At 64.5% G+C, this 23,660-nt stretch carries 18 protein-coding genes; 14 read left to right on the top strand and 4 right to left on the bottom strand.

Annotated features, from left to right (window positions below; translation table 11 throughout):
* Positions 1–96 precede the first annotated feature (96 nt).
* Entirely contained in the window at positions 97–657 is a 561-nt protein-coding gene (locus HU735_RS19960; RefSeq protein WP_050704977.1) for an NADPH-dependent FMN reductase, read from the top strand.
* A 109-nt stretch (positions 658–766) separates the two neighbouring features.
* Here the strand turns inward: HU735_RS19960 and phnX are convergent, their stop codons facing one another.
* Both phnX and HU735_RS19950 read right to left on the bottom strand, forming a co-directional pair.
* Positions 767–1,594: a phosphonoacetaldehyde hydrolase gene (phnX, locus tag HU735_RS19955; RefSeq protein WP_186714907.1), complete on the bottom strand. Its 828-nt coding sequence runs from the start codon at positions 1,592–1,594 to the stop codon at positions 767–769.
* 34 nt (positions 1,595–1,628) lie between these two features.
* Positions 1,629–2,735 (bottom strand): 2-aminoethylphosphonate--pyruvate transaminase, encoded by a 1,107-nt coding sequence (locus tag HU735_RS19950; RefSeq protein WP_186714906.1) that lies wholly within the window; start codon positions 2,733–2,735, stop codon positions 1,629–1,631.
* Between the two features lie 114 nt (positions 2,736–2,849).
* Between HU735_RS19950 and HU735_RS19945 the strand changes: the two genes are divergently transcribed.
* The 8 genes from HU735_RS19945 (at position 2,850) to HU735_RS19910 (ending at position 15,075) form a co-directional block, all read left to right on the top strand.
* Positions 2,850–3,713, top strand: coding sequence for a LysR substrate-binding domain-containing protein (locus HU735_RS19945; RefSeq protein WP_062573400.1), 864 nt, complete (start codon positions 2,850–2,852; stop codon positions 3,711–3,713).
* 64 nt (positions 3,714–3,777) lie between these two features.
* Positions 3,778–4,806, top strand: a complete 1,029-nt coding sequence (locus HU735_RS19940; RefSeq protein WP_186714905.1) for an AraC family transcriptional regulator — start codon at positions 3,778–3,780, stop codon at positions 4,804–4,806.
* Between the two features lie 70 nt (positions 4,807–4,876).
* Positions 4,877–9,430 (top strand): NEL-type E3 ubiquitin ligase domain-containing protein, encoded by a 4,554-nt coding sequence (locus HU735_RS19935; protein ID WP_186714904.1) that lies wholly within the window; start codon positions 4,877–4,879, stop codon positions 9,428–9,430.
* Between the two features lie 89 nt (positions 9,431–9,519).
* Positions 9,520–11,166, top strand: a complete 1,647-nt coding sequence (locus HU735_RS19930; RefSeq protein WP_186714903.1) for an AMP-binding protein — start codon at positions 9,520–9,522, stop codon at positions 11,164–11,166.
* Between the two features lie 12 nt (positions 11,167–11,178).
* The gene (locus HU735_RS19925) at positions 11,179–11,946 is read left to right on the top strand and encodes an SDR family NAD(P)-dependent oxidoreductase (protein WP_186714902.1); all 768 of its coding nucleotides are present in this window, start codon (positions 11,179–11,181) and stop codon (positions 11,944–11,946) included.
* A 12-nt stretch (positions 11,947–11,958) separates the two neighbouring features.
* Positions 11,959–13,152: an acetyl-CoA C-acyltransferase gene (locus HU735_RS19920; protein ID WP_186714901.1), complete on the top strand. Its 1,194-nt coding sequence runs from the start codon at positions 11,959–11,961 to the stop codon at positions 13,150–13,152.
* Positions 13,153–13,160: 8 nt separating this feature from the next.
* Positions 13,161–14,288 carry an acyl-CoA dehydrogenase gene (locus tag HU735_RS19915; protein ID WP_110738759.1) on the top strand — a complete coding sequence of 376 codons (1,128 nt, stop codon included), beginning with the start codon at positions 13,161–13,163 and terminating at the stop codon, positions 14,286–14,288.
* 13 nt (positions 14,289–14,301) lie between these two features.
* The gene (locus tag HU735_RS19910; RefSeq protein ID WP_023662690.1) at positions 14,302–15,075 is read left to right on the top strand and encodes an enoyl-CoA hydratase; all 774 of its coding nucleotides are present in this window, start codon (positions 14,302–14,304) and stop codon (positions 15,073–15,075) included.
* Positions 15,076–15,113: 38 nt separating this feature from the next.
* On the opposite strand, the gene HU735_RS19905 is transcribed toward HU735_RS19910, so the two are convergent.
* The gene (locus HU735_RS19905; protein ID WP_186714900.1) at positions 15,114–19,658 is read right to left on the bottom strand and encodes a hypothetical protein; all 4,545 of its coding nucleotides are present in this window, start codon (positions 19,656–19,658) and stop codon (positions 15,114–15,116) included.
* A 342-nt stretch (positions 19,659–20,000) separates the two neighbouring features.
* Between HU735_RS19905 and HU735_RS19900 the strand changes: the two genes are divergently transcribed.
* The 3 genes from HU735_RS19900 to HU735_RS19890 all read left to right on the top strand — a co-directional run bounded on the left by HU735_RS19900 (position 20,001) and on the right by HU735_RS19890 (position 22,476).
* Positions 20,001–20,405, top strand: a complete 405-nt coding sequence (locus tag HU735_RS19900; protein ID WP_050704989.1) for a TraR/DksA family transcriptional regulator — start codon at positions 20,001–20,003, stop codon at positions 20,403–20,405.
* A gap of 275 nt (positions 20,406–20,680) precedes the next feature.
* Complete coding sequence (locus HU735_RS19895; RefSeq protein ID WP_238349859.1) at positions 20,681–22,165, top strand: methyl-accepting chemotaxis protein; 1,485 nt, start codon at positions 20,681–20,683, stop codon at positions 22,163–22,165.
* 116 nt (positions 22,166–22,281) lie between these two features.
* Entirely contained in the window at positions 22,282–22,476 is a 195-nt protein-coding gene (locus HU735_RS19890; protein WP_186714898.1) for a hypothetical protein, read from the top strand.
* 4 nt (positions 22,477–22,480) lie between these two features.
* On the opposite strand, the gene HU735_RS19885 is transcribed toward HU735_RS19890, so the two are convergent.
* A complete protein-coding gene (locus tag HU735_RS19885) occupies positions 22,481–22,723 on the bottom strand; it encodes a hypothetical protein (protein ID WP_186714943.1) in 243 nt (80 codons plus the stop codon).
* Between the two features lie 259 nt (positions 22,724–22,982).
* On the opposite strand from HU735_RS19885, the gene HU735_RS19880 reads away from it, so the two are divergent.
* Positions 22,983–23,453: a hypothetical protein gene (locus HU735_RS19880; protein ID WP_028690546.1), complete on the top strand. Its 471-nt coding sequence runs from the start codon at positions 22,983–22,985 to the stop codon at positions 23,451–23,453.
* 11 nt (positions 23,454–23,464) lie between these two features.
* Positions 23,465–23,659: a hypothetical protein gene (locus HU735_RS19875; RefSeq protein ID WP_186714897.1), complete on the top strand. Its 195-nt coding sequence runs from the start codon at positions 23,465–23,467 to the stop codon at positions 23,657–23,659.
* The last annotated feature ends 1 nt before the right edge of the window (position 23,660 follow it).

The raw sequence follows: 23,660 nt of genomic DNA, 5'->3' as shown, positions 1-23,660 counted from the left end.
GGAAGTTTTCAGCCGAATGGAAAAAAACCGGGAAGCCGAGGAACGGTCATCTATAACTAACAGGTCCCATTCCCAGAGCAGAGGTTGCAAAACGCCATGAGCCAGGTCTATTCGGTTGCGGTTGTCGTCGGCAGCTTGCGCAAGGAGTCCTACAACCGCAAGGTGGCCCGCGCGCTGTCTGAGCTGGCGCCGTCCAGCCTTGCCCTGCGGATCGTCGAGATCGGCGAGCTGCCGTTGTACAACGAAGATGTCGAGGCCGAGGGCGCGCCCGAGGCGTGGAAGCATTTTCGCGACGAGATCCGCCGCAGCGACGCGGTGCTGTTTGTCACGCCGGAGTACAACCGTTCGGTGCCGGGCGGGTTGAAGAACGCCATCGACGTGGGCTCGCGGCCTTATGGGCAGAGTGTGTGGGGCGGCAAGCCGGCGGCGGTGGCCAGCGTGTCGCCGGGGGCGATCGGCGGGTTCGGCGCCAATCACGCGGTGCGCCAGTCGCTGGTGTTCCTCGACATGCCGTGCATGCAGATGCCCGAGGCGTATATCGGCGGGGCGGCAACCCTGTTCGATGACAGCGGCAAGTTGAACGATAAGACCCGGCCGTTCCTGCAGGGCTTTATCGATAGGTTTGCATCGTGGGTGAAGCTCAATCGGGCGGTCTGACCTCCCAAAGTCATCGCGGGGCAAGTCGCAGCGGCGAACCGCCGCTCCCACGCCAGCCTGCATGTATGCTGGGCGTGGGAGCGGGCTTGCCCCGCGATGTTTTTCGACATCACGCGCTCTGCGGCATCTCCCCCTTGGCCAGCCGCCGGTTGATATCGGCAATGACCTCGGGCAGCTCGTTGATGGTATCGATCAGGTAGTGCGGGCGGGAGCTGGCGAACATCCCATGGATCCGCTTGCGTTCGCTCTCCAGCTTCTCCGCGCTCAACGCCCGGTAGCCTTCCCAGGTCAGCCCCAGGGCATTGCCCGAGCACACCAGCGCCACGGTCCACATCCCGGCGCGGCGGCCTTCGAGAATCCCCGGCACGGTGTCGTCGACCTTCACGCAGGCGGCGACGTCATCGATGCCCAGGGCAATCACGTTGGCCAGTGCTTGGGCCGGCCACGGGCGACCGTTCGGTGTCTCGTCGGTGGCCACCACATGGTCGGCCACGTAGCCGTTCTGCGCGGCCAGTTCGACCACCTTGTCCATCACCACCTTCGGGTAGCCCGAGCAGGAACCGATCTTCAGGCCGTCCTTGCGCAGCCCGGTCAGGGTGTCCAGGGCGCCGGGGATCAACGCCGAGTGCACGGCGATCTTCTCGATCTGCAGCGGCATGAAGCGCTCGTAGATGGCGGTGACGTCGTCGTCGGTCGGCGTGCGGCCGAACACCTTGCGGTAGCGCTCGGCGATCTCCGGCACGTCGCACAGGGTGCGGATATGGTCCCACTTGCCCATGCCCATCGGGCCACGGGCCTCCTCGATGGACACCTGCACGTCGAACTCGGCGAAGGCTTCGACGAAGATCTGGGTCGGGGCGAACGAGCCGAAGTCGACCACGGTGCCGGCCCAGTCGAGGATGGCGGCTTGCAGCTGGGTGGGGTTGCTGTAGTTCATGTGCGCGTTTTCCTTGAAATGGGTGGGTAGAGGGTCAGATGTCCAGCACTTCCATTTCCCGCAGCACCTCGGCCACGGCATTGACGGCGGCCTGCATGCCGTCGGCGCCGACCACGCCGATGCAGCCGACGCGGAAGGTCTCGACCTGGGTCAGCTTGCCCGGATAGAGGATGAAACCCTTGGCCTTGACCCGCTCGTAGAAGTCCTTGAACTGGTAGCGCGGATCCTTCGGCGCGTGGAAGGTGACGATGATCGGTGCCTGGATGTCGGCGGGCAGGAAGCTCTGCAGGCCGATCTTCGCCATGCCGTCGAGCAGGGTCTTGCAGTTGTCGGCGTAGCGCTGGTGGCGGGCGGGCAGTCCACCCTCTTCGTTGTATTGCTGCAGCGCTTCGTGCAGGGCGGCGACCACGTGGGTCGGCGGGGTGAAGCGCCACTGGCCGGTCTTGGCCATGTAGGCGTGCTGGTCGTGCAGGTCCATGGCCAGGGAGTGGGCGTTGCCTTCGGCGGCGGCCAAGGCGGTTTTCTCGGCGAAGACGAAGCCCATGCCCGGCACGCCTTCCAGGCACTTGCCGGAGGCGGCGATCAGCGCCTCGAAGGGGATCTGGCGGGCATCGATCGGCAGCGCGCCGAACGAGCTCATGGCATCGATGATCAGGCGCTTGCCGTGGCGCTGGATCACCTGGGCGATCTCGGGCAGCGGGTTGAGGATGCCGGTGCTGGTCTCGCAGTGAATCAGTGCCACATGGGTCACGGCAGGGTCGGCGGCCAGCAGGCGGTCGACGTCGGCGGCGGTGGTCGGCTGGTCCTCGGCGGTCTCGAAGGTGCTGTAGGCACGGCCTAGCACCTTGCAGATCTTCGCCAGGCGCTGGCCGTAGGCGCCGTTGATCAGCACCAGGACCTTGCCGTCACGGGGTACCAGGGTGCCGATGGCGGCCTCGACGGCGAAGGTGCCGCTGCCTTGCAGCGGCACGCAGTGGTGGCTGGCGCTGCCGTCGATGATGGCCAGCAATTGTTCGCACACGCTGGCGGTCAGCTGGTTGAAGTCGCGATCCCAGGAACCCCAGTCCACGAGCATGGCCTGGCGGGTGCGGATCGAGGTGGTCAGTGGACCGGGGGTCAGCAGGATCGGGGCGTTGCTCATTCCGTGGTTCCTCACTTGCGGTGGGCTGGAAACTTAGTGGGGGTAGGTTGCAATTCGCCGTGCCATCAATCAAATTGTTTGTAGATATGCCAGCCATAAGTCAGGCCGATAGATATGAATCTGTTCCAGCTCCGCGCCTTCGACGCTGTCGCCCGCGAAGGCAGCTTCACCCGCGCCGCCGAGCGCCTGTTCATCAGCCAGCCGGCGGTGACCGGGCATGTGAAGGCGCTGGAGGAGCACTACCAGATCACCTTGCTGCGCCGCACCGCCCGGCGGGTCGAGCTGACCGAGGAGGGCACGCGCCTGGCGGCCATCACCCGGGCCATGTTCGGCCTGGCCGAGGAGGCCCAGGCCATGCTCGAAGCCAACCGGCAGTTGCTGACCGGGCGCCTGGAGGTGGCGGCGGACGGCCCGCACCGAGTGATGCCGATGCTGGCGCAGCTGCGCGAGCGCTATCCCGGCATTACCGTCAACCTGCGCTTGGGCAATGCCCAGGAAACCCTGGCCGCGTTGCTGTCGGAACATGCCGATGTGGCTGTGCTGACCGAGATCGAGCCGCGCAAGGGCCTGCACCTGCAGGCGTTGCGCGAATCGCGGTTGTGTGCGCTGCTGCCCGTGGGGCATGCGTGGGCGGGTGCCGGGGGAGACTTGCCGTTGGCCGAGCTGGACAGGCAGATCATGGTGCTGCGCGAGCCCAGCTCGACGACCCGGCGTACCTTCGACAAGGCCTGCGCCGATGCTGGAGTGCAACCTCGGGTGCTGCTGGAGCTGGACAGCCGCGAAGCGGTCACCGAGGCGGTGGCGGCGGAGCTGGGCATTGGCGTGGTGTCCTCCACCGAAGTGGCCCATGACCCGCGGGTGGTGGCCCGTCCCCTGGCTGGCCAGGGCCTGGTCAACCAGCACATGGTCGGTTGCCTGGAGCGCCGCCGCGAGCTGCGCCTGATCCAGGCGTTCCTGGGCCTGGCCGCCGGCCAGTGATTGGCGGCTGACGTTTTCCCCGTGGCGGCCTAAGATGGCCGCCACAGCGCAGACTGGATTGTCGATGAGCGAGAAGGACACCATTTCCATGCAACTGGTGCGCGAGGCCCTGTTGCAGACCTGCCCGGCCGGTGAACCCGACGCCGGGCTGCTGGCCCGTGCCGGGATCGCGGCCGAGCAGTTGGACTTGCCCGAGGCGCGGGTGACGGCAGAGTCCTATGCCCGGCTCTGGCGCCTGCTGGCGCGGCGCTGCAACGACGAGTTCTTCTCCATGGACCGCCGCGGCCTGCGCAGCGGCAGCCTGGCCTTCATGGCCCGCAGCGCCATGGCCCAGCCGACCCTGGGCGCGGCCCTGGACAACCTGCTGGCGTTCCTGTCGCTGATGCTCGAAGACCTGCAACCGGGCCTGGTGCGCCAGCAGAGCCTGGCCGAGATCGTCATCAACGAGCCCGGCGACACGCCGCGCCGGGCGTTCACCTACTTCACCTTCTGGATGATCGTGCACGGTCTGGCCTGCTGGCTGGCCGGGCGGCGCATCCCGATCCTGGCCATCGACCTGCGTTGCGCCGAGCCGCCGTTTTGCGACGACTACCGGGTGATGTTCTCCGAGAACCTGCAGTTCGAGCGCCCGCGCACGCGGATGATCATCGCCGCAGAATGCCTTGAGCTGCCGGTCAGGCGCAGTGACGAGGAGTTGCAGCGCTTCCTGGCCGAGGCCCCGGGCAACATCCTGGTCAAGTTCCGCGACCCGGCCAGCCTGGCCCGGCAGATCCGCCACCGCTTGCTGGAGATGCCGCCGGGCGCCTGGCCGGACGCCGAGCAGGTGGCCGCCAACCTGCACATGTCGGTGTCGACGTTGCGCCGGCGTCTGTCGGAAGAGGGCCAGAGCTACCAGGGCATCAAGGATGGCGTGCGTCGGGAGCTGGCCATCGCCTGGTTGGCCGAGGCGCAACTGGGATTGGGTGATATCGCCGAACGCCTGGGCTTTGCCGACAGCAGCTCGTTCTACAAGGCGTTTCGCAAGTGGTTCGGTTGTAACCCGGGCCATTACCGTTCGCTGGTCATGCATGAAGGTGGCGTAGCGGGTGGGTGAGTCTTCCCGCTGAAGCGGCGCTGGCGGCTTGTGCACTGTGAGGCACCTAAAAGCACAAGGTCCTTACAGCATGACTTCTAATACCCTCTCGCCAACCGAAGCAGGCAGGAATGCTCAACTTCGCGTACTTCTGGACAAATTCATTGGTGCAAGACTGCCGGATTGGTTCACACAGGCTTCCGTGGAGCGCCTGAGGGCACTGCACAAGGCGTTCCAGGTCCATGAAAAGAGTCGTCAGCAACTGGCGCGGGCTACAACTGCTTTGGTATCGGCGCAACAGTTCGCCGAGCAGCATTTCCAACCGATGCTCAAGACCCTGTTGCCCGACGGGCCCGCGCTGGATGCGCTGGAGTGGGTCGACGCCTGGTACGGGGTGACGCCGATCCTGTCCACGCCTAGTGTCGAGCCACATGAGTTGCGTTCGCCGGCACGGCTGCGGCTGATGCAGAACTTTCCCACATCTGCCTCGTTTTTCGTTGCCACAGGATTGGTGAACAGCGGCGCTTCGGCTGTCCTGTCCAGCCCAGAGGGTGTCGCCGGTGCCTGCCGCAAGCTGGATCTGGGCAAGCAGTACCAGGCATTGATCGCTCAGGTGCTCAGCCCGGCCAATCGAACTTTGCTTGCTGAACATAAACGAGCCGCGTTTGTCCTGATGTGCGAGCTTGCCGTGTGTCGTGCGCAGATCAGCGTCGACGAATACCGCGCTCTTGAGCAGTTATCGAGCGACAAGGCAGATCAGCCAGGCCAACAATGCTTCGCCGGCGCCGGTGAACTGCGCATGCTGGGGTTCACCGTCGAGAACGCCTTGAAGATCCAGTTGCGTGACGCGCAGGGTACGGACAAGGGCGTCATCCTATACGTGCCCGACGACGGGCAGAACTCGCTGCGCCGTTTCGATTCGGCCCGGCGAATGGAGCAGGCGCTGGCAAGTGAGCTGGAAAACGCGGATATCCGTCGGGATTTTCGCGAACGGATTCGCCTGCGTGACCGCGCTGCCTTCAGTCAGTTGCTGGACGTGCGTCTGAGAGATGATGTGCCAGACCTGCAATTGGAAGGTGCCGCTTCCGGGCAAGATATCTTCACCGCACTGGCTGCTACCCAGGTCGAGCGGTTCAAGGACGATGGGCGACTGCTGCTGGTCTCTAACGCGGACGCCGATCAACGAGCCGCCAACGAGCGTCTGGCCACCTGGTCAGGGATTGGGTTTACAGTGCTCGGACTGGCGGGGCTGGGTATTCCCATCGTTGGTGTGGCGCTGTTCGCGACGCTGGTGGTGGACACCCTCGCGCATGTGTATGAAGGCTCGGTCGACTGGAGTGAGGGGCACCAGCATGAAGCGCTGGAGCACCTGTTCAGCGTCGCCGAGACTGTGGCAATCACCGCAGCCACCGCCGCAGGTGCCACGGCGCTGGCAAGCGTGCTGAAACGCAGTTCGTTCGTCGACCTGCTCGATCCGGTCAGGACAAGCCAGGGTTCGCGCCTGTGGCAGGCGGACCTTCAGGTGTACGAATCTGACCCGGGGACGGCACGGCTGTTGGACAACGGCTTGTACGGTGAGGGCTCCAGGCGCTGGTTGCGTGTCGACGACAAGTACTACGAATTGCAACGGGAAGCGCCAGGCAAACCCTGGAGTTTGCGCCATGCCGAGCGCGCCGACGCTTACGGGCCGCCGGTCGACTTCAATGGCGAGCGTTGCTGGCGCATACGCCTGGAGCGGCCTCTGGAATGGGATGACAGCACACGGATGCTCAACCGCCTGTGGCCGCTGGACCCACCGCTGTCTGCTGAAACGGCCGGGCGGATACTGCAGGTGGCCGGCGTCGACAAGGAGGGGTTGCGTGGGGTGCTGGTGGAGAACCGCCAGGCGCCGATCGCCCTGCGAGATACCTTGAGGCGCTACATGGCGGCGAGTCGGGTTTCGGCGCTGTTCAGTGCACTGGAGAAACCCGGTGCGCTCCTCGAGGACACCCAGGTACTGGCATGGTGCAGAGCCAGTGCGGACATGCATACGCTGGATGACCAGACCATTGTCAGGCAGTTGCTGACGCGACGGTATGAGCTGCGAGAGGCCTTGCAGAGTCACCTGGCGGAGGACCTGCTGCTCGCCGAGGATCCTCTGGAGGCCTTGCCCGACGATGAGCCTCCTGCTGACGCGCTGTTAAAGCAGTTGCAAAGCGAGTTTCCCGGCTTGCCCCTGGCTTATGCCACCGAGGTGGTGCAAGGCGCCGATTCGATGTTGCGTCGGGTGGCCATCAGCGAGTCTCGGCTGCCGATGACGATCCTAAAGCAGGTTCGCTCGCTGCTCGGGCAAGCGCGACTGACACGGGCACTGGAAGGTCTTTTGCTGGATACCAGCTACACCGATGGGACTGGCGAGCTGGTGCTGGCCTTGCTGCCCAGACTCGCCAACTGGCCTGCGTCGCTGAACCTGGAGCTGCGCGAAGGTTCGGCGTTTGGTCGCCTGATCAGTGTGTTGGACCCTCAAGGTCTGCGCGAGAAACGCACTGTGCTGGTCTGGCGGTCGGGCCAGTTCCACCTTTATGACCACCAGGGGCTGGCGCTGGAGCAGGACATCGACGCGCCGGGCGGGTTGTTCCAGGCCCTGGTCGGCGTGCTTGGGCAGGAGGGGAAGCTGGCCCTCAAGCTCACTGGCCAGTCACCCGCCGAGCAACTGCGCCAAGCGATCATCGGCGAACTGCCAAAATCACGAGGCGCCATCATCAATCGGTTAGGCTGGCGGGCAGTGGCCCCCAGGTTCAACCCTGGCAAGCGCTTGCCTGATGGACGAGTCGGCTACACCCTTGGCGGCTCTCTTTCCAGGCGCTCTGGGACCATGGATACCCTGAGGCTACGTGTCAGGGCGCTTTACCCCTCGCTCAGTATCATCGAGGTGGACAGGATGATCCAGGAGTGGCAGTTGCGCACCGGGGATGCCATCGAGGAACTGTTGTCCCAGGAAACCAACTTCACTTACCTGGAAGATACGCTAAGCGCCTGGGAGCGTGAGCCGCGCAGCCGTGCACTGCGCAATCGGCGCCGGCAGTTCTCCAATCGCCTGCGCAGCGCCTGGCGCCATGAGGGTGAAACCATTCGCAGCCGCGGCCAGGACCGTGTCGGGCGTATCCTGAGCATCGAGGGCTGGCGCATCGGCTCATTGCCCGACCTGCCGGCGGAAATCGACATGGGGCACATCTACGAGGTGCGCATGTCCGGCATGGACCTGATGAGCATGTCGCCGATGTTCCTGGGCTGCTTCGACTCCCTGGAAACCTTGAGCCTGAACAATAACCTGCTGACTTCGGTACCTGAGCAGATTGCCCAGTTGCCCAGGCTCAGGCGGCTGGAAATGAGGTCGAACCGCATCCAGATGAATGCCTCGGGTGTCGCCACCTTGTCCAGCCTTGAAGGCCTGGAGACCCTGGTGCTCGACTTCAATCCGCTGCGTTCGCTCGAGCTGGACTTCTCCCGTCTTACCGAACTGCAATTCCTCAGGGCGAACCGATGCTCCCTGAGAAGCGTGCCGACAGGTATCGAGCGATGCACGCAACTGATCCTGGCCGATCTGCGCTTCAACCTGATTTCCACGATTCCCAATGGCCTGATGGCAACCTCGCGGGCCTTCAGGCGTCGCGTGAACCTGGACGGCAACCCGGTGCCACTGCCAACGTTGACCGCATTCATGGCCGGGGACGCTGACGAACCGGTCGATGCGCAGCTACAGGAGGTTATCGACCCCTTGCAACGTTGGCTCGAGACGGGTGAGCCGCAGGGGCGTGCTGAACGACGTGCCATGTGGCAGCGCGTGCAACAACTCGAAGGCAGCGCACAATTGTTCCAGCTGTTGGCCACTCTCACCAGGACCCAGGACTTCCTCCAGGCCTCTGAATACCTGGGCGAGCAGGTCTGGCAGTTGATCGAGGATATCGACACCGACAGCGAGTTGCGCGATGACCTTTTCGCCCATGCCGGTATCCAGCTCACCTGCCATGACAGTGTCGCGGAACGCTTCAGCAGGTTGTGGATGCGGGCGCTGGTTCACCATGCCGAAGTACAGGGCAAAGTGGGCAGCAATGGTGACGAACTGCTGAAGCTGGGACGAGCCCTGTTTCGCCTGGACCGTCTCGATGAGTTCGCCAGGCAGGAGGTGATGCTGCGGGAGGCTGCGGGGCAGGAGGTCGACGAGCTGGAGGTCGTGCTTGGTCTGCGGGTCGAGCTGGCCGACACGCTGGGCCTGATCGGGCAGCCCAGGTCGATGTTGTATGGCGCGGTGGCGGATATCACGCCTTCGCTGAAGGAGCGGGCGGTCGATGCGGTGCTGGCGGACGAGACGGATGGGCACCTGGTGCAGAGCCTGGCCAATCGTGAATTCTGGCGTGATTACCTGAAAGTGCGGCATGGCGAACTCTTTGCCCAGCATGACGAAGAGTTTGCTGAAAAGCTTGCCGCGCTGGATGAGCAGGCCTTGAGCAGCGATGCGTACCTGAAGGCCTGCAATGCCGTGGCGGCGGAGCGCGAGGCCAGTGAGCGCACGATGATGGTCACGCTGACCCAGGAAGTGTTGGACCTCGAGGCCGTGGGCGTCAAGCTCGACCCGGAGGATGGCGAATCCGCTCAGCCGGATTGACAGCTTTGGCCATTGCCGGCCGCGCCGCTCGGCGCGAACATCGTCAGACCGATGGTGCACTCCAACAATAAGAAACCAGGAGTCTGACGATGCGCGATTACGCCGAGGCCGCCCGTTCGTTCGACCATGCCCGGGCCGCCGCCGCGGCGCTGCATGGCAACCTCGAGGCCCTCAACGCCTGTGTCGAGTGCTGCGACCGCCACGCCGGCAGCAACAAACCCGCCCTGGTCTGGGAAGACCGGGATGGCAACAGCGGGCGCTACACCTTCGACCAACTGCAGGCCCTGGCCGCACGCTTTGCCAACGTGCTCAAGGCCCAGGGCGTCGAGGCCGGCGACCGGGTCGCCGGGCTCATGCCGCGTACCCCCGAATTGCTGGTGACCATCCTGGCCACCTGGCGCCTGGGCGCGGTCTACCAACCTCTGTTTACCGCTTTTGGCCCTAAGGCCATCGAGCACCGTCTCGAGCAGTCCCGCGCCAAAGTGGTGGTCACCGACCGCCACAATCGGCCCAAGCTCGATGGGGTGGCGGGCTGCCCGACCATCGTCACGGTCGCCGCCGCCGAGGGCGAGCTGGACTTTCACCGCAGCCTCGAGGCCGCTGCCAGCGAATGCGCGCCGGTCATGCGTAGCGGCAACGATCCTTTCCTGCTGATGTTCACCTCGGGCACCACTGGCCCGGCCAAACCGCTGGAAGTGCCATTGCGCGCCATCGTCGCGTTCCAGGGCTACATGCGCGATGCCATCGGCCTGCGCCCGGACGACAACTTCTGGAACCTGGCCGACCCCGGCTGGGCCTACGGCCTTTACTACGCGGTCACCGGCCCGTTGTCGCTGGGCCATGCCACCACCTTCTACGACGGTCCGTTCAGCGTCGAGAGCTGCGCGCGGGTCATCGACAAGCTGGGCATCACCAACCTGGCGGGTTCGCCTACCGCCTACAGGTTGCTGATCGCGGCGGGCAGTGCGTTCTCGGCGCCGATCAAGGGGCGCCTGCGGGTGGTCAGCAGTGCCGGCGAACCGCTCAATCCTGAGGTGATCCGCTGGTTCGCCGACGAGCTCGGGGTGACCATCCACGACCACTACGGCCAGACCGAGCTGGGCATGGTGCTGTGCAACCACCACGCGCTGGCGCACCCGGTGCACCTGGGCTCGGCGGGCTTCGCCATTCCCGGCCACCGCATCGTCGTGGTGGACGAGCAGGGCAACGAACTGCCTGTCGGCCAGCCCGGCATCCTCGCGGTGGACCGTGAGCAGTCGCCGCTGTGCTGGTTCGCCGGTTACCACGGGCTGCCGACCAAGGCCTTCATCGGCAAGTACTACTTGTCCGGCGACACCGTCGAGCTCAACCAGGATGGCAGCATCAGCTTTGTCGGCCGCAGCGACGATGTGATCACCACCTCGGGCTACCGGGTCGGCCCGTTCGACGTGGAAAGCGCGCTGATCGAGCACCCGGCCGTGGTCGAGGCGGCGGTGATCGGCAAGCCGGACCCGGAGCGCACCGAACTGATCAAGGCCTTCGTGGTGCTGGCCCAGGGTTACCAGGGCAGCGCCGAACTTGAGGAAACCCTGCGCCAGCATGTACGCCAGCGCCTCTACGCCCACGCCTACCCGCGTGAAATCGAATTCGTCGGCGAGCTGCCCAAGACCCCGAGCGGCAAGCTGCAACGCTTCATCCTGCGCAACCAGGAAATCGCCCGACAACAAGCCGCGCAGCCGATCGCTGCGGGCGCCTGAAGGAAGACCGATATGCTCATCACTCAAAAGAACTTCATCGTCAGCGGCGCGGCCTCGGGCCTGGGCGCCGCCACTGCGCAGATGCTCATCGAGGCTGGCGCCAAGGTCATGCTGGTCGACCTGAACGCCGCGGCCGTCGAGGCCAAGGCCGCTGAACTGGGCGCCAATGCCCGCTTCGCGGTAGCCGATATCAGCGACGAACAGGCCGCCAAGGCGGCGGTCGATGCCGCCGTCAGCGCCTTCGGCAGCCTGCACGGGCTGGTCAATTGCGCCGGCATCGTCGGTGCCGAGAAGGTCCTGGGCAAGAACGGCCCGCACGCACTGGGCAGCTTTGCCAAGGTCATCAACGTCAACCTGATCGGCAGCTTCAACCTGCTGCGCCTGGCCGCCGCAGCCATGGCCGAGGGGCCGGCGGACGAAGGCGGCGAGCGGGGCGTGATCATCAATACCGCCTCCATCGCCGCCTATGACGGCCAGATCGGCCAGGCCGCCTATGCCGCCTCCAAGGGCGCCATCGCCAGCCTCACCCTGCCGGCGGCCCGCGAACTGGCCCGCTTCGGCATTCGCGTGATGACCATCGCCCCGGGCATTTTCGAAACCCCGATGATGGCCGGCATGACCGACGAAGTCCGCGCCTCGCTGTCCGCCGGCGTGCCGTTCCCGCCGCGCCTGGGCCGTCCACAGGAGTTCGCAGCGCTCGCCCGTCATATCATCGAGAACAGCATGCTCAACGGCGAAGTGATCCGTCTCGACGGCGCGCTGCGCATGGCTGCCAAGTAAGGAGAACCGAACATGAGCCTGAACCACGATCCGATTGTCATCGTCAGCGCCGTGCGCACCCCCATGGGCGGCCTGCAGGGCGACCTCAAGAGCCTGACCGCGCCGCAACTGGGCAGCGCAGCCATCCGTGCCGCTGTCGAGCGCGCCGGTATCGATGCCGCCAGTGTCGAGCAAGTGCTGTTCGGTTGCGTGCTGCCGGCCGGCCAGGGCCAGGCACCGGCACGCCAGGCGGCGCTGGGTGCCGGCCTGGACAAGCACACCACCTGCACCACGCTGAACAAGATGTGCGGCTCGGGCATGCAGGCGGCGATCATGGCCCATGACCAACTGCTGGCCGGCAGCGCCGACGTGATCGTCGCCGGTGGCATGGAAAGCATGACCAACGCTCCGTACCTGCTGGACAAGGCCCGTGGCGGATACCGAATGGGCCACGGCAAGATCATCGACCACATGTTCATGGACGGCCTGGAAGACGCCTATGACAAGGGGCGCCTGATGGGCACCTTCGCCGAGGACTGCGCGCAGAAGGGCGACTTCAGCCGCGAGGCCCAGGACGCCTTCGCCATCGCTTCGCTGACCCGTGCCCAGGAGGCGATCAAGAGCGGCCGCTTTGCCGCCGAGATCGTTCCGGTGGAAGTCACCGAGGGCAAGGAAAAGCGCGTCATCAAGGACGACGAGCAGCCGCCCAAGGCGCGCCTGGACAAGATCCCGCAGCTCAAGCCGGCCTTCCGCGAAGGTGGCACCGTTACCGCGGCCAACTCCAGCTCCATCTCCGACGGCGCCGCCGCGCTGGTGCTGATGCGTCGCTCCGAGGCCGAGAAACGCGGCCTCAAGCCGCTGGCGGTGATCCATGGCCACGCGGCCTTTGCCGACACCCCGGCGCTGTTCCCCACCGCGCCCATTGGCGCCATCGACAAGCTACTCAAGCGCACTGGCTGGAACCTGTCCGACGTCGATCTGTTCGAGATCAACGAGGCCTTCGCCGTGGTCACCCTGGCGGCCATGAAGCACCTCGACCTGCCCCATGAAAAGGTCAATATCCACGGCGGTGCCTGTGCCCTGGGCCATCCGATCGGCGCATCGGGCGCGCGCATTCTGGTAACCCTGCTGTCGGCCCTGCGCCAGAACAACCTGCGCCGTGGCGTGGCGGCCATCTGCATCGGCGGTGGCGAAGCGACGGCCATGGCGGTCGAGTGCCTGTACTGAGGTGAATCATGCTGGTAACTGAAGAGCAACAACAGATCGCCGACGCCGTGCGCGACTTCGCCCAGGAGCGCCTGAAGCCGTTTGCCGAGCAATGGGACAAAGAACACCGCTTCCCCAAGGAGGCTATCGAGGAGATGGCCGGCCTGGGCCTGTTCGGCATGCTGGTGCCGGAGCAGTACGGCGGCAGCGACACCGGCTATGTGGCCTATGCCATGGCCCTGGAAGAGATCGCCGCCGGTGACGGCGCCTGCTCGACCATCATGAGCGTGCACAATTCGGTGGGTTGCGTGCCGATCCTCAAGTTCGGCACAGAGGCACAGAAGCAGCAGTTCCTGGCGCCACTGGCCAGCGGTGCGATGCTCGGCGCCTTTGCCCTGACCGAGCCCCAGGCCGGCTCCGACGCCAGCAGCCTGAAGACCCGCGCTCGTCTGGAAGGCGACCACTACGTGCTCAATGGCAGCAAGCAGTTCATCACGTCCGGGCAGAACGCCGGGGTGGTGATCGTCTTCGCCGTCACCGATCCGGACGCCGGCAAGCGCGGCATCACGGCCTTCATCGTGCCTACCGACTCACCGGGTTACCAGGTGGCGCGGGTCGAGGACAAACTCGGCCAGCATGCCTCCGACACCTGCCAGATCGTCTTCGACAACGTGCGCGTGCCGGTGGCCAACCGCCTCGGTGAGGAAGGGCAGGGCTACAAGATCGCCCTGGCCAACCTCGAAGGCGGGCGCATCGGCATCGCCTCGCAGTCGGTGGGCATGGCCCGCGCCGCGTTCGAGGCGGCCCGCGACTACGCCAACGAGCGGCAGACCTTCGGCAAGCCGCTGATCGAGCACCAGGCCGTGGCCTTCCGCCTGGCCGACATGGCAACCAAGATCGCCGTGGCCCGGCAGATGGTGCTGCACGCCGCCGCCCTGCGCGACGCCGGGCGCCCGGCGCTGGTGGAAGCCTCGATGGCCAAGCTTTTTGCCTCGGAAATGGCCGAAAAGGTCTGTTCGGACGCCTTGCAGACCCTGGGCGGTTATGGCTATCTGAGCGACTTCCCGCTGGAGCGGATCTACCGCGACGTGCGGGTCTGCCAGATCTACGAAGGCACCAGCGACATTCAGCGCATGGTCATTGCGCGCAATCTTTGAAGGAGCAGACTGCATGGCATTCGAAACCATCCTGTTGGACATCCACGGCAAGGTCGGCCTGATCACCCTCAACCGCCCACAGGCACTGAACGCGCTGAACGCGCAGATCGTCGGCGAGATCAACCAGGCCCTGGACCAGCTGGAGCGTGACCCGAACATCGGCTGCGTGGTGCTGACCGGTTCCGCCAAGGCCTTTGCCGCTGGCGCCGACATCAAGGAAATGGCCGAGCTGCAATATCCGCAGATCTACGTCGACGACCTGTTCAGCGATTCCGACCGCATCGCCAACCGGCGCAAGCCGATCATCGCCGCAGTGTCGGGCTTCGCCTTGGGCGGTGGCTGCGAGCTGGCGATGATGTGCGACTTCATCCTCGCCGCCGACAACGCCAAGTTCGGCCAGCCGGAGATCAACCTCGGCGTGCTGCCGGGCATGGGCGGCACCCAGCGCCTGACCCGCGCCGTCGGCAAGGCCAAGGCCATGGAGCTGTGCCTGACCGGCCGCCTGATGGGGGCCGAGGAAGCCGAACGCGCCGGCCTGGTGGCGCGTATCGTGCCGCAGGCAGAGCTGGTGGAGGAGGCGCTGAAGGTGGCCGCGACCATCGCCAGCAAGTCGATTCCGGTGAGCATGATGGTCAAGGAGAGCGTCAACCGCGCCTTCGAGGTTACCCTGAGCGAGGGCGTGCGCTTCGAGCGCCGGGTGTTCCATGCCGCCTTCGCCACCGAAGACCAGAAGGAAGGCATGGCCGCGTTCATCGCCAAGCGCGAGGCGCAGTTCAAGGACCGTTGATGTAACAGGGGCGCCGTCCGTGCGGCGCCCCACTGACGTCACTCCAGGTTGAAGAAGTAGCGCTCGGCCGCAGCGCTGGTGATGGGCGCGCGGTAGACCTCGACGTCCTTGCCGCTGGCATCGGTGTAGCGTCCGCCGGCAGTATGGCGCTGGGCGGCGGTTTTCAGGTGTCCGGCGGTGAAGTCGGCCTTGGCCGTGTCCAGGGCGGGGTAGTGGAAATGCGCGTACCACAGCACCTGGCCATCATGGCTGATGCTGTACTCATCGATGTAGTCGACAGGGCGCCCCTTGACCTTGGCCAGGCGCGTGCGTTGGCCCACCTTGGCGATACGCGCCTCGCCCTGCTCCAGCAGGAACTGCACCTCACCCATCTTGGGCTTGCGCGTCACTGCGGCCTCTATTCGCATTCGTGTCGCTTGGCTGGTCAACGTCTCGGCCAATTCGCGCAGGTGTTTGGCAACCGTCTCGGCGTCCTTGCCCTGGCTGGCTTCATCGGTTTCATTGTCCTGGGTCAGGCGTGCCTCGATACCGTCGACCATGGCCAGGACGCGGTCGCGCTGGTGCAGCACGGACTCTTCGATCTCCACGGGCAGGTAGCTGTCCGATGCACGCAGCAGGCGTTCGACCTCTTTCTGGGCTTCTGCTATCAAACCGTCGCTGTCTTTTAGCAGGCGCTTGAGACTGTGCCCCGAGGGGCGGCTTGGGGCAGAGGGCGGCGTGACTTCCACCCATTCGCCTTGCTTGAGGTGGTAGGTCTGGCCGGGTGTCTTGCTATCCGGGCCGGGTATGTCCACGGTGTTCTCATCGTCCGCTCGGGGCTCGGCCAGCAGCAGACCATGCTCGGTGGTCTCGATCAGGCCGGGCGCCTTGTTGCGTAACTGCTTCAGGGAGCTGACCGGGGGATAGTCGGGCAGGTTGCCAAGATCCTGGGCAATCAGCGCCTGTATGTGTTCCAACTCGTCCTTTAACAGACGCAAGGTCTGCTGCGCGGCCTGACCTTGGATCAGCTCACCGAGATTGCCGAGCTGGCGGGCTGCTGCCTGGAAGTGTCCCTGGATGCTGCGCAGCAGGCGGACTGTGAGCTCTTGTGCCGGGTCGATCAGGTTGTACAGTTCACTGCGCTGGACGATACCCAGCTGGAAGTTGCTCCAGAAGCGATCCCGCCAGTAGCACGCTTCGCTGGTCAGACCATGAACCAGGGTCAGGCGATTGAGTTGGCCCTCCAGCAGCAGGAAGCGCATGAGCAGGTCCTTTTGTGCCGTGGCCGCAGGCAGGGCCGCGAGGTCGCGCCATTCGACGATCTGCGGGTGTCGCTGGCTGGCCAGCCTGGCCAACTCCTCCTGGCGTTGGCGCAACCGGTCGTTGTTGTCGATCATCTGCTCGAGCAGGGGGACCAGCTTGTCCAGGCGTTGGGTGGCGATCTGGATATCGGCGGGGGTAAGTTCCTCGTGGTTCTGCTCTTGTTGTCGGGCGATTACCAGCAATTGTTCGCGACTGGGCTTGTAGCGTTTGTTCAGGAGCTTGCGCAATAAATGCTGGCAGGTGGCATCCTGATACAACGCAAAGGCATGTACTTTCCTGAAGTCCTTCACCGGTTCCAGGGCGTTGCGTGCCCTGAGGTGTTCCATATGTTCGCCCCAGAACTGTGAGAGTGCCTGGAGCTTGCCTTGGCACTGTTCGAGGATGGTGTCGTCCGGGGTGGCGTGAACCAGTTTTTCAATCGTGGCCATCTGCGCAAGCTTGGTCGAGAGGCTTTGCTTGTCTGCCTTGATCGCCTCATTGGCAGCGAGCATGGCCTGTTCCTTGTCCAGGCGCAGTTTGCGGATCTGCTCGGACAATGGCATGCCACCTTTCAGGCCCAGGCGCAGATCGAGTTGCCAGCGGCCGATCTCGTCACGGTGCAGCCATGGGCCCTGGGTGCCGTCCGGCCCGATGATGTGCAGTTTCTGTGGTTCAGCCAGTTCCACTTCATAGACCTTGCCGTCAAGCAACGTGTAAAAGCGTGTGCCTTTGAGGTAAAGGCCCCGCAGCGTGCCATTTGGAATCGGTTTACCAAGCACGGGAGCGGCAACCGTGGCCTTGAGTGTCTCAAGTGTCTTGCGCTGTGTGGCGTTAAGTGTGCGATCGGGGTGTGCCCAGCCGAACTCGAGGCGAGAAGGTGGCGATGGGGGGGCGAAGGAGAGGGGCTCGCTTTTCTCAGGTAGGGTCGGGGGGCTTTGTTCGAGCGGCAATTGCGCGGTATCGCCCTGTTCCAGTTCCAGGCGGAACAGGGAGTGGGAAAACAGCAACAAGGCGATGTTTACCAGCAGGTTGACCAGTGCCAGCTCATGACCTGTCGGGTTTTTCTCGGCATCGGATTCGACGAAATCGGTCAGGGCGACTTCCATCTGGGCCAGCCATGCGATCTTGCCCAGGGTTTTGCCTGCCAAGGGCAGTAGCGTGTTGAACAGCAACCAGCCCAGTTCCTTCCAGCTTTCCCAGCGTGCCTGGGCGGTGGTGGCGGACTGTGCCTCGAAACGTTGGATCGATTCGGTCACGCATCCCTCATAGAGCGCTTTGCCGATATCGCTTACCGCATCCTCTACGGACAGTGTGATCGGGGCGGGAGTCCCGAAAGGCACGGCGCTGGTATCGTCCAGGGGCACGAACAGATGGGGTTCGATGAAGCCGCCGTGGGCATAGAAGCGCCGGTCCTCGGCGGGCAAGCGTTGCAGCAGGTCGTCCTGCAGCGCACCTGCGGTGCTGATGGCGACGAACAGGGCCATGCGGTCGCTGAAGTACAGCAGCGGCTCCATGTGCAGGGGGCGATACAGCAGGCAGCCCTCGGTACCGGGTGTTTCGGGTTCGATCAGCCAGGTATTGAACGGATGATCCGGTGATGAGCCAGGCGCCTTGATGAACCCCAGTGCTCGCATGATCCAGCGCGTCGTGCCCTGGTCGGGACCGGGTACGAACACATGGGCGATGTGCTCTGCCAAGGTAGGGCTTGGCAGTTGGCCGCGAAGGTACAGCTCCATTGCCAGTGCCGGCAGTTGTACCCGCAACTGATCGCTTAGCTGGCGTTGACGTTGCGGGCGTCGAAGCGGATCGTCCAGCAGCTTCTCGCGCAGCATGGCGGGATAGGCGCGGCCTATGTCGAGCTCGCAGACCAGGCGACGTAGATAAGCGGCGTCCATCCAGGCAGGCAGGGTATCGCCGTCCTTTCGGCTCAGGGCTACGCGTCCTGGCCTGAGCAGCCCCAAGTTGCCGATGGCCAGTTGCGCCAGCGAGAAGTCGACCGGGGTGACTTCCCCCGATGTGATGAGCGCGTCCTGACCGGCGATCGCGCTGGCAGTGGTCTGGTAGTTGGTGACCACGACATCCTCGGGCTTGAGTGTGTCCTGTGGATGGTCGCTGGCCAGTCGTGCCGCCAGTTGGCGGTTGGCGAAGGCTTCGGCTTCCTCGATACCGTCAAGCCAGAATTGCCCACTGCTGTCGCGGTATTGCTGGGCGACATCGATCAGTCGTTCGCTGTACTGCATCAGTGAGCGGCTTGTGGCGTTGCGCAGCCAGTCAGGCAGTTGTTTGCTGAGGGCCTGGCGTTGCGCGGTTTCGACTTCGTCGCACAGATCGATCAATGATGTCAGGCGATCCAGGTCGCGGTTCATGGCAAGCGCGTCGAGCCTGCCGCGGTATTGCCCGGCGAGGTGTTCGATGAGCCGTAGTAGCTGGATCAGCAGGCCGAGGGCCTGGACTTCAAATACCGAGTCGGTCGAGGCCGCGATCTCGAGTTGGCGTGGCGTGGAACGCAACGCAACCGGCAATGCGTTGCTGAGCGTTCGCAGCAACGCCGGGCGTGATGGATAGCGCAACAGGCGACCGGTCAGTGTGTAGAGCAGCGCTACGTTGCGCGAGGGATCTTTGTCGCTGTGCTCGATCAGCACCGCGCTGGACAAATCGGCATCGAGCCTGCCGCCGGCTGACAAGTCCAACCCCATATTGAGTGCCTTGAGCCCTTGGGTGTTCGCCCAGCGGTCGCGCTGACCTCCGGCGGGATCGTCGTGCACCATCTGCAAAATGGCACGGGCAAAGCCCGGCAAGCGGGTTGCCTTGCGTTGAGCCTGCTGGAACTGGTTGCGCAGGTAACCGGAGTACCAGCTCCACGGCGTCACGCCGCTGCTGTCGAAGCGGCTCCAGTAAGCGATCAATTGCTGCAGGTAGATCTCGAGCAGCAGCGGTCCGCTTTCGTTGATCAGCAGTTCGACCTCGTGCAGGTCGATATCCACGCTCCAGGCCGGATCGGCCTCGGCTCGGGTGGTGAGATAGTCTTCTTCGGCGGTGAGGCTCAAGGTGCCCGGTTGACAGTAACGCTCCACCAAGACCTGTGAAAGCGGCCGGACCCAGGCACTCCCTGGATCGGGTTGGGGGCTGGCCAGGTACAGGGTTAGTGGGTCATGTACGCTGCTGACATGGCGCTGTTGCCATTGTTCACGCAGGATGTCATCTGCGGCGTCCAGCAGGGTGGGGCGGTCGCTGAAGCGTTTGGCGACCTTGCAGTCCAGGCTGCTGAAGCTGGCCAGGCGTTGGTGCAGGTTGTCGTTCATGAGGGGGCCTCGGGTCGTTGAGAGGGCCACAATCAAGCGCGCTTGCCTGGCGATTCGTGCGCTAGCTGGCTACTACCCGAGAGAACCATTATTATTTCGGCATATTACCCAGTGGCTCCGCGCAGATGCGCAATCCGTACTATTCCACGGCGCCAGTCAGCGGATTCCTCACGTGTTTCGGCCAAATCCGCCGTCATTTCTGTTGCCCACTCGTGCGCGGCGCCTTAGACTGCCGCCCCCTGTAAAAGAGTGCCGGTTGGCGCTTGAAGAATTCCGCCGCCGCCGAAGCTTCGCCGGCGGCACCCGAATCGCCCAAATGCACATTTTTTCATAGAGAAATCGATGACCAAGGAACAGTTGCTGGCCATGTCGGCCGATGACTACATGAACGCCGAACAGCTCGCGTTCTTCACCAAGCTGCTGCAAGCGATGAAAGTCGAAACGCACGAGCGCATCGAACTCAGCCGCACCTCCATCGAAAGCCTGGACAGCCCATCGGATCCGGCTGACGTGGCCTCGGTCGAGGAAGAGCGTACCTGGCTGGTCAACGCCATCGACCGCGACCAGCGCCTGCTGCCGCAGCTGGAGATGGCCCTGGACCGCATCGCCGATGAAAGCTTCGGCTGGTGCGACGACAGCGGCGAGCCGATCGGCCTGAAGCGCTTGCTGATCAGCCCGACCACCAAGTACTGCATCGAAGCCCAGGAGCGTCACGAGCAGCTCGACCGCCACCAGCGGCAGATCTGATCCAGCGCCTTGCGCAAGGCCCCACGGAGTGATCCCTGGGGCCTTCGTGTTTTCTTGCCCTGTATCAACGGGTGGCCGGCTGCATCCAAGTGAGCGTGGATAATGGCGTTATAGTGGCGTTTAATGGCGTCACAATAACGACATGCGGATGGACCACGAAGATGATGCGAGAAGGATCTCTGCCGGCCAGCGAATCACCGCGGGCCACCCCGGCCCTTGCGGGGACCGCCGTTACCCTGTTGCAGGGCGTTGCACTGTGTGCGGTGTTGGCGGCCATGGCGTTCGCCGGGCTGCCCTTGTACCTGGCCTTGCCGCTGGCGCTTCTGGTGCTGTGGCTGCCGCGTGTGCGCAAGGTGGCTGCGGTGCAGCCGCCCCTGGCACCAGCCCAGGATGGTGCTCTACTTCAGGAACTGGCCCGGGGCACCAGCCACAATGCCCTGTCGGCCGCTGCCGTGGCGCATTCGGTACAGCAACTGGCTGCCCGGGTGCAGTCGCAACTGGGGGCGGCGCAGGAGATCGTCGGCAGCGCCGAGATCATGATCACCACCGAGGAGCAGACTGCCCAGCTTAGCCAGCAGGCGCTGGAGGCCGCTCGCACCGCTCACGGCAGCAGTGTGGTCGGCAGCGAGGTGCTGGCCGAATCCATCCAGTGCATGCGCGAACTGAGTGAACGCGCTTCGGCTAGTCGTGAGCTGATCGAGGCCCTGCACCAGCGCAGCGAGGATATCGCCCGGGTTACCCTGGTGATCCAGGGCATCGCCAGCCAGACCAACCTGCTGGCGCTCAACGCCGCCATCGAAGCGGCTCGGGCTGGTGAGCATGGGCGGGGCTTCGCGGTGGTGGCCGACGAGGTGCGCGGCCTTGCCGGGCGCACCGCCAGCGCCACCGAGGAGGTGGGGCAGATGGTGGCGGATATCCAGGCGCGCACTGCCCAGGTTGTGGCGCAGATCCGCACGCTGGCAGAGGACCTGGGCAAGGGGGTCGGCCAGGTCGAGCAGGCCGGCGGGCAGCTGGCGCAGATCGCCAGTCTGGCGGCCAGTGTCGAGGGGCAGGTGAGCGAGATCGCCGGGGGCACGCAGGTCAACCAGGCCCAGCTCGACACCCTGTTCCAGGCCGTGGCCCAGGTGCGTGGCGATCTGGAGGTCAGCGACCAGCAGACCCGGCGCCTGGCCAAGGCGGCCGTGCAGATGGAGGGGCAGGTGGAAAGCCTCAGCGAACGGCTGGCCGAGGTCGGCCTCGATGCCTACCACCAGCGGGTGTTCGAGCTGGCGCAGGCGGGCGCGCGGCAGATCGGCGAGCGTTTCGAGGCGGATATCGAACAGGGGCGCATCGGCCTGGATGATCTGTTCGACCGGCAGTACCGGCCGATTGCCGGCATGCAGCCCCCGCGTTTCTCCACGCGCTTCGACCACTACACCGATACCGTGCTGCCACAGCTCCAGGAGCCGCTGCTGATGCAGGACGGGCTGGTGTATGCCATCGCCTGCACCCAGCAGGGGTATGTGCCGACCCACAACAATGCCTTCAACCAGCCGCTGACCGGCGATATCGCCCACGACACCGCACATAACCGCAGCAAGCGCATGTTTGACGACCGCACGGGTGCACGCTGCGGCAATCACCAGCAGCGGGTATTGCTGCAGACGTACACGCGAGACACCGGTGAGCTGATGCACGACCTGTCGGTGCCGATCTTCGTTGCAGGACGGCACTGGGGCGGCCTGCGCCTGGGGTATCGGCCCGAACCCGGGCTCAACTGAGGCGATTTGTTGCCTGGGATGCAACACTGCTGTACCGCTATGTGCTTTATTCGCGGGGTACCCAGGTCGTATCATGCGTTCATCGTTAGGTTGCTAATTAAATTCCGGAGGGAATGATGACTAGCCGAGTCGATGTGGCCGTGATGATCGGCAGTGGTGTGCCACGGTCCTTGCAGGCCCTGGGCAAAAGGGCCTGCTGGGTGGTGCTGGTTGACGGTGAGCGCCGTGGCACGGCCTTTGCCAGCCGCGACGAGGCCTTGGAGTGCCAGGCGGCGTGGCAGCGGCAAGTGGACAGGAGTCATGCGGCGTGAGGCCTCAGCGCTCCAGCCAGCGTGCCAGTTCACAGGCGTCCTTATAACGCTGGCGAAAGCCACGGACCTTGCCTGAGGGGCTTTCGGTGATGTGGAACAAGCCTTTACCGGCTGCCACGACACGATATCGAGGCTTGTCTGGCACCATCGCATGACAAGAAATGTTACGCGCCTCTCGACGGATTTCAGTGTTTTCGTGCATATTCGTATCCCTGTAATGCGCGACGAAGGGTTGGGGCACACTCATGCTGAAGTGTCGCCCTCAGTAGTCGCATCTTCCTGACCCCATAGCTGTCAGGTAATACGTTTCCTATTTGCGGATAGTTTGCCGAAGCACGCCGGATGTTCCAGCGGGGAAGTGTTCCCTGCTTGGCGTATCGTCCCTGTGCGTGGATCTTCGCTTACCGAATCCATGGTCCATCGGACTTCGACTTGAAGTGGCTGCCACCCCACGCCCAGCGGCGTGCGCGGTGCGGCCCGCTGTAATTGATGTGAGGAGCTTTTCATTGGCAGTCAGTACTCTTGATACCCATGCGTTGTTTGCCCTGGGCGATTTGCGCGCCAAGCTGGTCAAGTTGTTCCAGGGGCGCTTCGTGTATGTCACCGAGCAGAACCCCGACGGCCTGTACATGGCCGAGATCGACACCGACGACGCCATGGTGGTCGACGACAAGCAGCGCCTGGAGCTGAAAGTGGGTGACCACTTCCGCGCCGCGGTACTGCCCAGCCGCGAAGGCGGCAAGCTCGAACTGCGTTTTCGCGAGATCAAGTTCAATGTGTACGGGCAGGGCGACTACGCCTTCGTTTCCGTGCCGGAAGGCGAGGCCATCGTGTTCCGTGAAGGGCAGGGCGTGATGCTGGTGTTCGCGGCCCAGCAGCAAGTCCAGGAAGGCCTGGGCAAGCTGCTCAAGGCGGTGACCGGCAAGGTCGCCAAGTGGCGCAAGGGCGAGCTGACCACCTTCAAGGCCAGCGAGTGAGCGACGAGGCCATGCCCGCCTCGCGGGCCGACTTCCACCGCGAGCATCAGGCCCGGGCCCTCGAGCAGGCCGAGCGTCTGCTGGCGCGCCGGGATGAGCTGCAGGGGGCATGGCTTGCCTGGGTGGCCGGCGAGCTCTACCAGATGAGCCCGCCGCCTTTCGTTGCGATGGTGCGACGCGAGTTGCAGCGCCTGAGCCAGGCCTGAG

Origin of the sequence: Pseudomonas sp. BW16M2, from assembly GCF_014268865.1 — a bacterium.
In the GTDB taxonomy this organism is placed as follows: Bacteria; Pseudomonadota; Gammaproteobacteria; order Pseudomonadales; family Pseudomonadaceae; genus Aquipseudomonas; species Aquipseudomonas peradeniyensis.
The sequence above is the reverse complement of the archived record's forward strand: the minus strand, read 5'-3'. Positions and strand labels throughout refer to the sequence as shown.

Excerpts from the sequence above, each read along its gene's own strand:
- HU735_RS19960 (WP_050704977.1), top strand. The coding sequence starts at position 97 with ATGAGCCAGGTCTATTCGGTTGCGGTTGTCGTCGGCAGCTTGCGCAAG.
- phnX (WP_186714907.1), bottom strand. The coding sequence starts at position 1,594 with ATGAACTACAGCAACCCCACCCAGCTGCAAGCCGCCATCCTCGACTGG.
- HU735_RS19950 (WP_186714906.1), bottom strand. The coding sequence starts at position 2,735 with ATGAGCAACGCCCCGATCCTGCTGACCCCCGGTCCACTGACCACCTCG.
- HU735_RS19945 (WP_062573400.1), top strand. The coding sequence starts at position 2,850 with ATGAATCTGTTCCAGCTCCGCGCCTTCGACGCTGTCGCCCGCGAAGGC.
- HU735_RS19940 (WP_186714905.1), top strand. The coding sequence starts at position 3,778 with ATGAGCGAGAAGGACACCATTTCCATGCAACTGGTGCGCGAGGCCCTG.
- HU735_RS19935 (WP_186714904.1), top strand. The coding sequence starts at position 4,877 with ATGACTTCTAATACCCTCTCGCCAACCGAAGCAGGCAGGAATGCTCAA.
- HU735_RS19930 (WP_186714903.1), top strand. The coding sequence starts at position 9,520 with ATGCGCGATTACGCCGAGGCCGCCCGTTCGTTCGACCATGCCCGGGCC.
- HU735_RS19925 (WP_186714902.1), top strand. The coding sequence starts at position 11,179 with ATGCTCATCACTCAAAAGAACTTCATCGTCAGCGGCGCGGCCTCGGGC.
- HU735_RS19920 (WP_186714901.1), top strand. The coding sequence starts at position 11,959 with ATGAGCCTGAACCACGATCCGATTGTCATCGTCAGCGCCGTGCGCACC.
- HU735_RS19915 (WP_110738759.1), top strand. The coding sequence starts at position 13,161 with ATGCTGGTAACTGAAGAGCAACAACAGATCGCCGACGCCGTGCGCGAC.
- HU735_RS19910 (WP_023662690.1), top strand. The coding sequence starts at position 14,302 with ATGGCATTCGAAACCATCCTGTTGGACATCCACGGCAAGGTCGGCCTG.
- HU735_RS19905 (WP_186714900.1), bottom strand. The coding sequence starts at position 19,658 with ATGAACGACAACCTGCACCAACGCCTGGCCAGCTTCAGCAGCCTGGAC.
- HU735_RS19900 (WP_050704989.1), top strand. The coding sequence starts at position 20,001 with ATGACCAAGGAACAGTTGCTGGCCATGTCGGCCGATGACTACATGAAC.
- HU735_RS19895 (WP_238349859.1), top strand. The coding sequence starts at position 20,681 with ATGGCGTTCGCCGGGCTGCCCTTGTACCTGGCCTTGCCGCTGGCGCTT.
- HU735_RS19890 (WP_186714898.1), top strand. The coding sequence starts at position 22,282 with ATGACTAGCCGAGTCGATGTGGCCGTGATGATCGGCAGTGGTGTGCCA.
- HU735_RS19885 (WP_186714943.1), bottom strand. The coding sequence starts at position 22,723 with ATGAGTGTGCCCCAACCCTTCGTCGCGCATTACAGGGATACGAATATG.
- HU735_RS19875 (WP_186714897.1), top strand. The coding sequence starts at position 23,465 with ATGCCCGCCTCGCGGGCCGACTTCCACCGCGAGCATCAGGCCCGGGCC.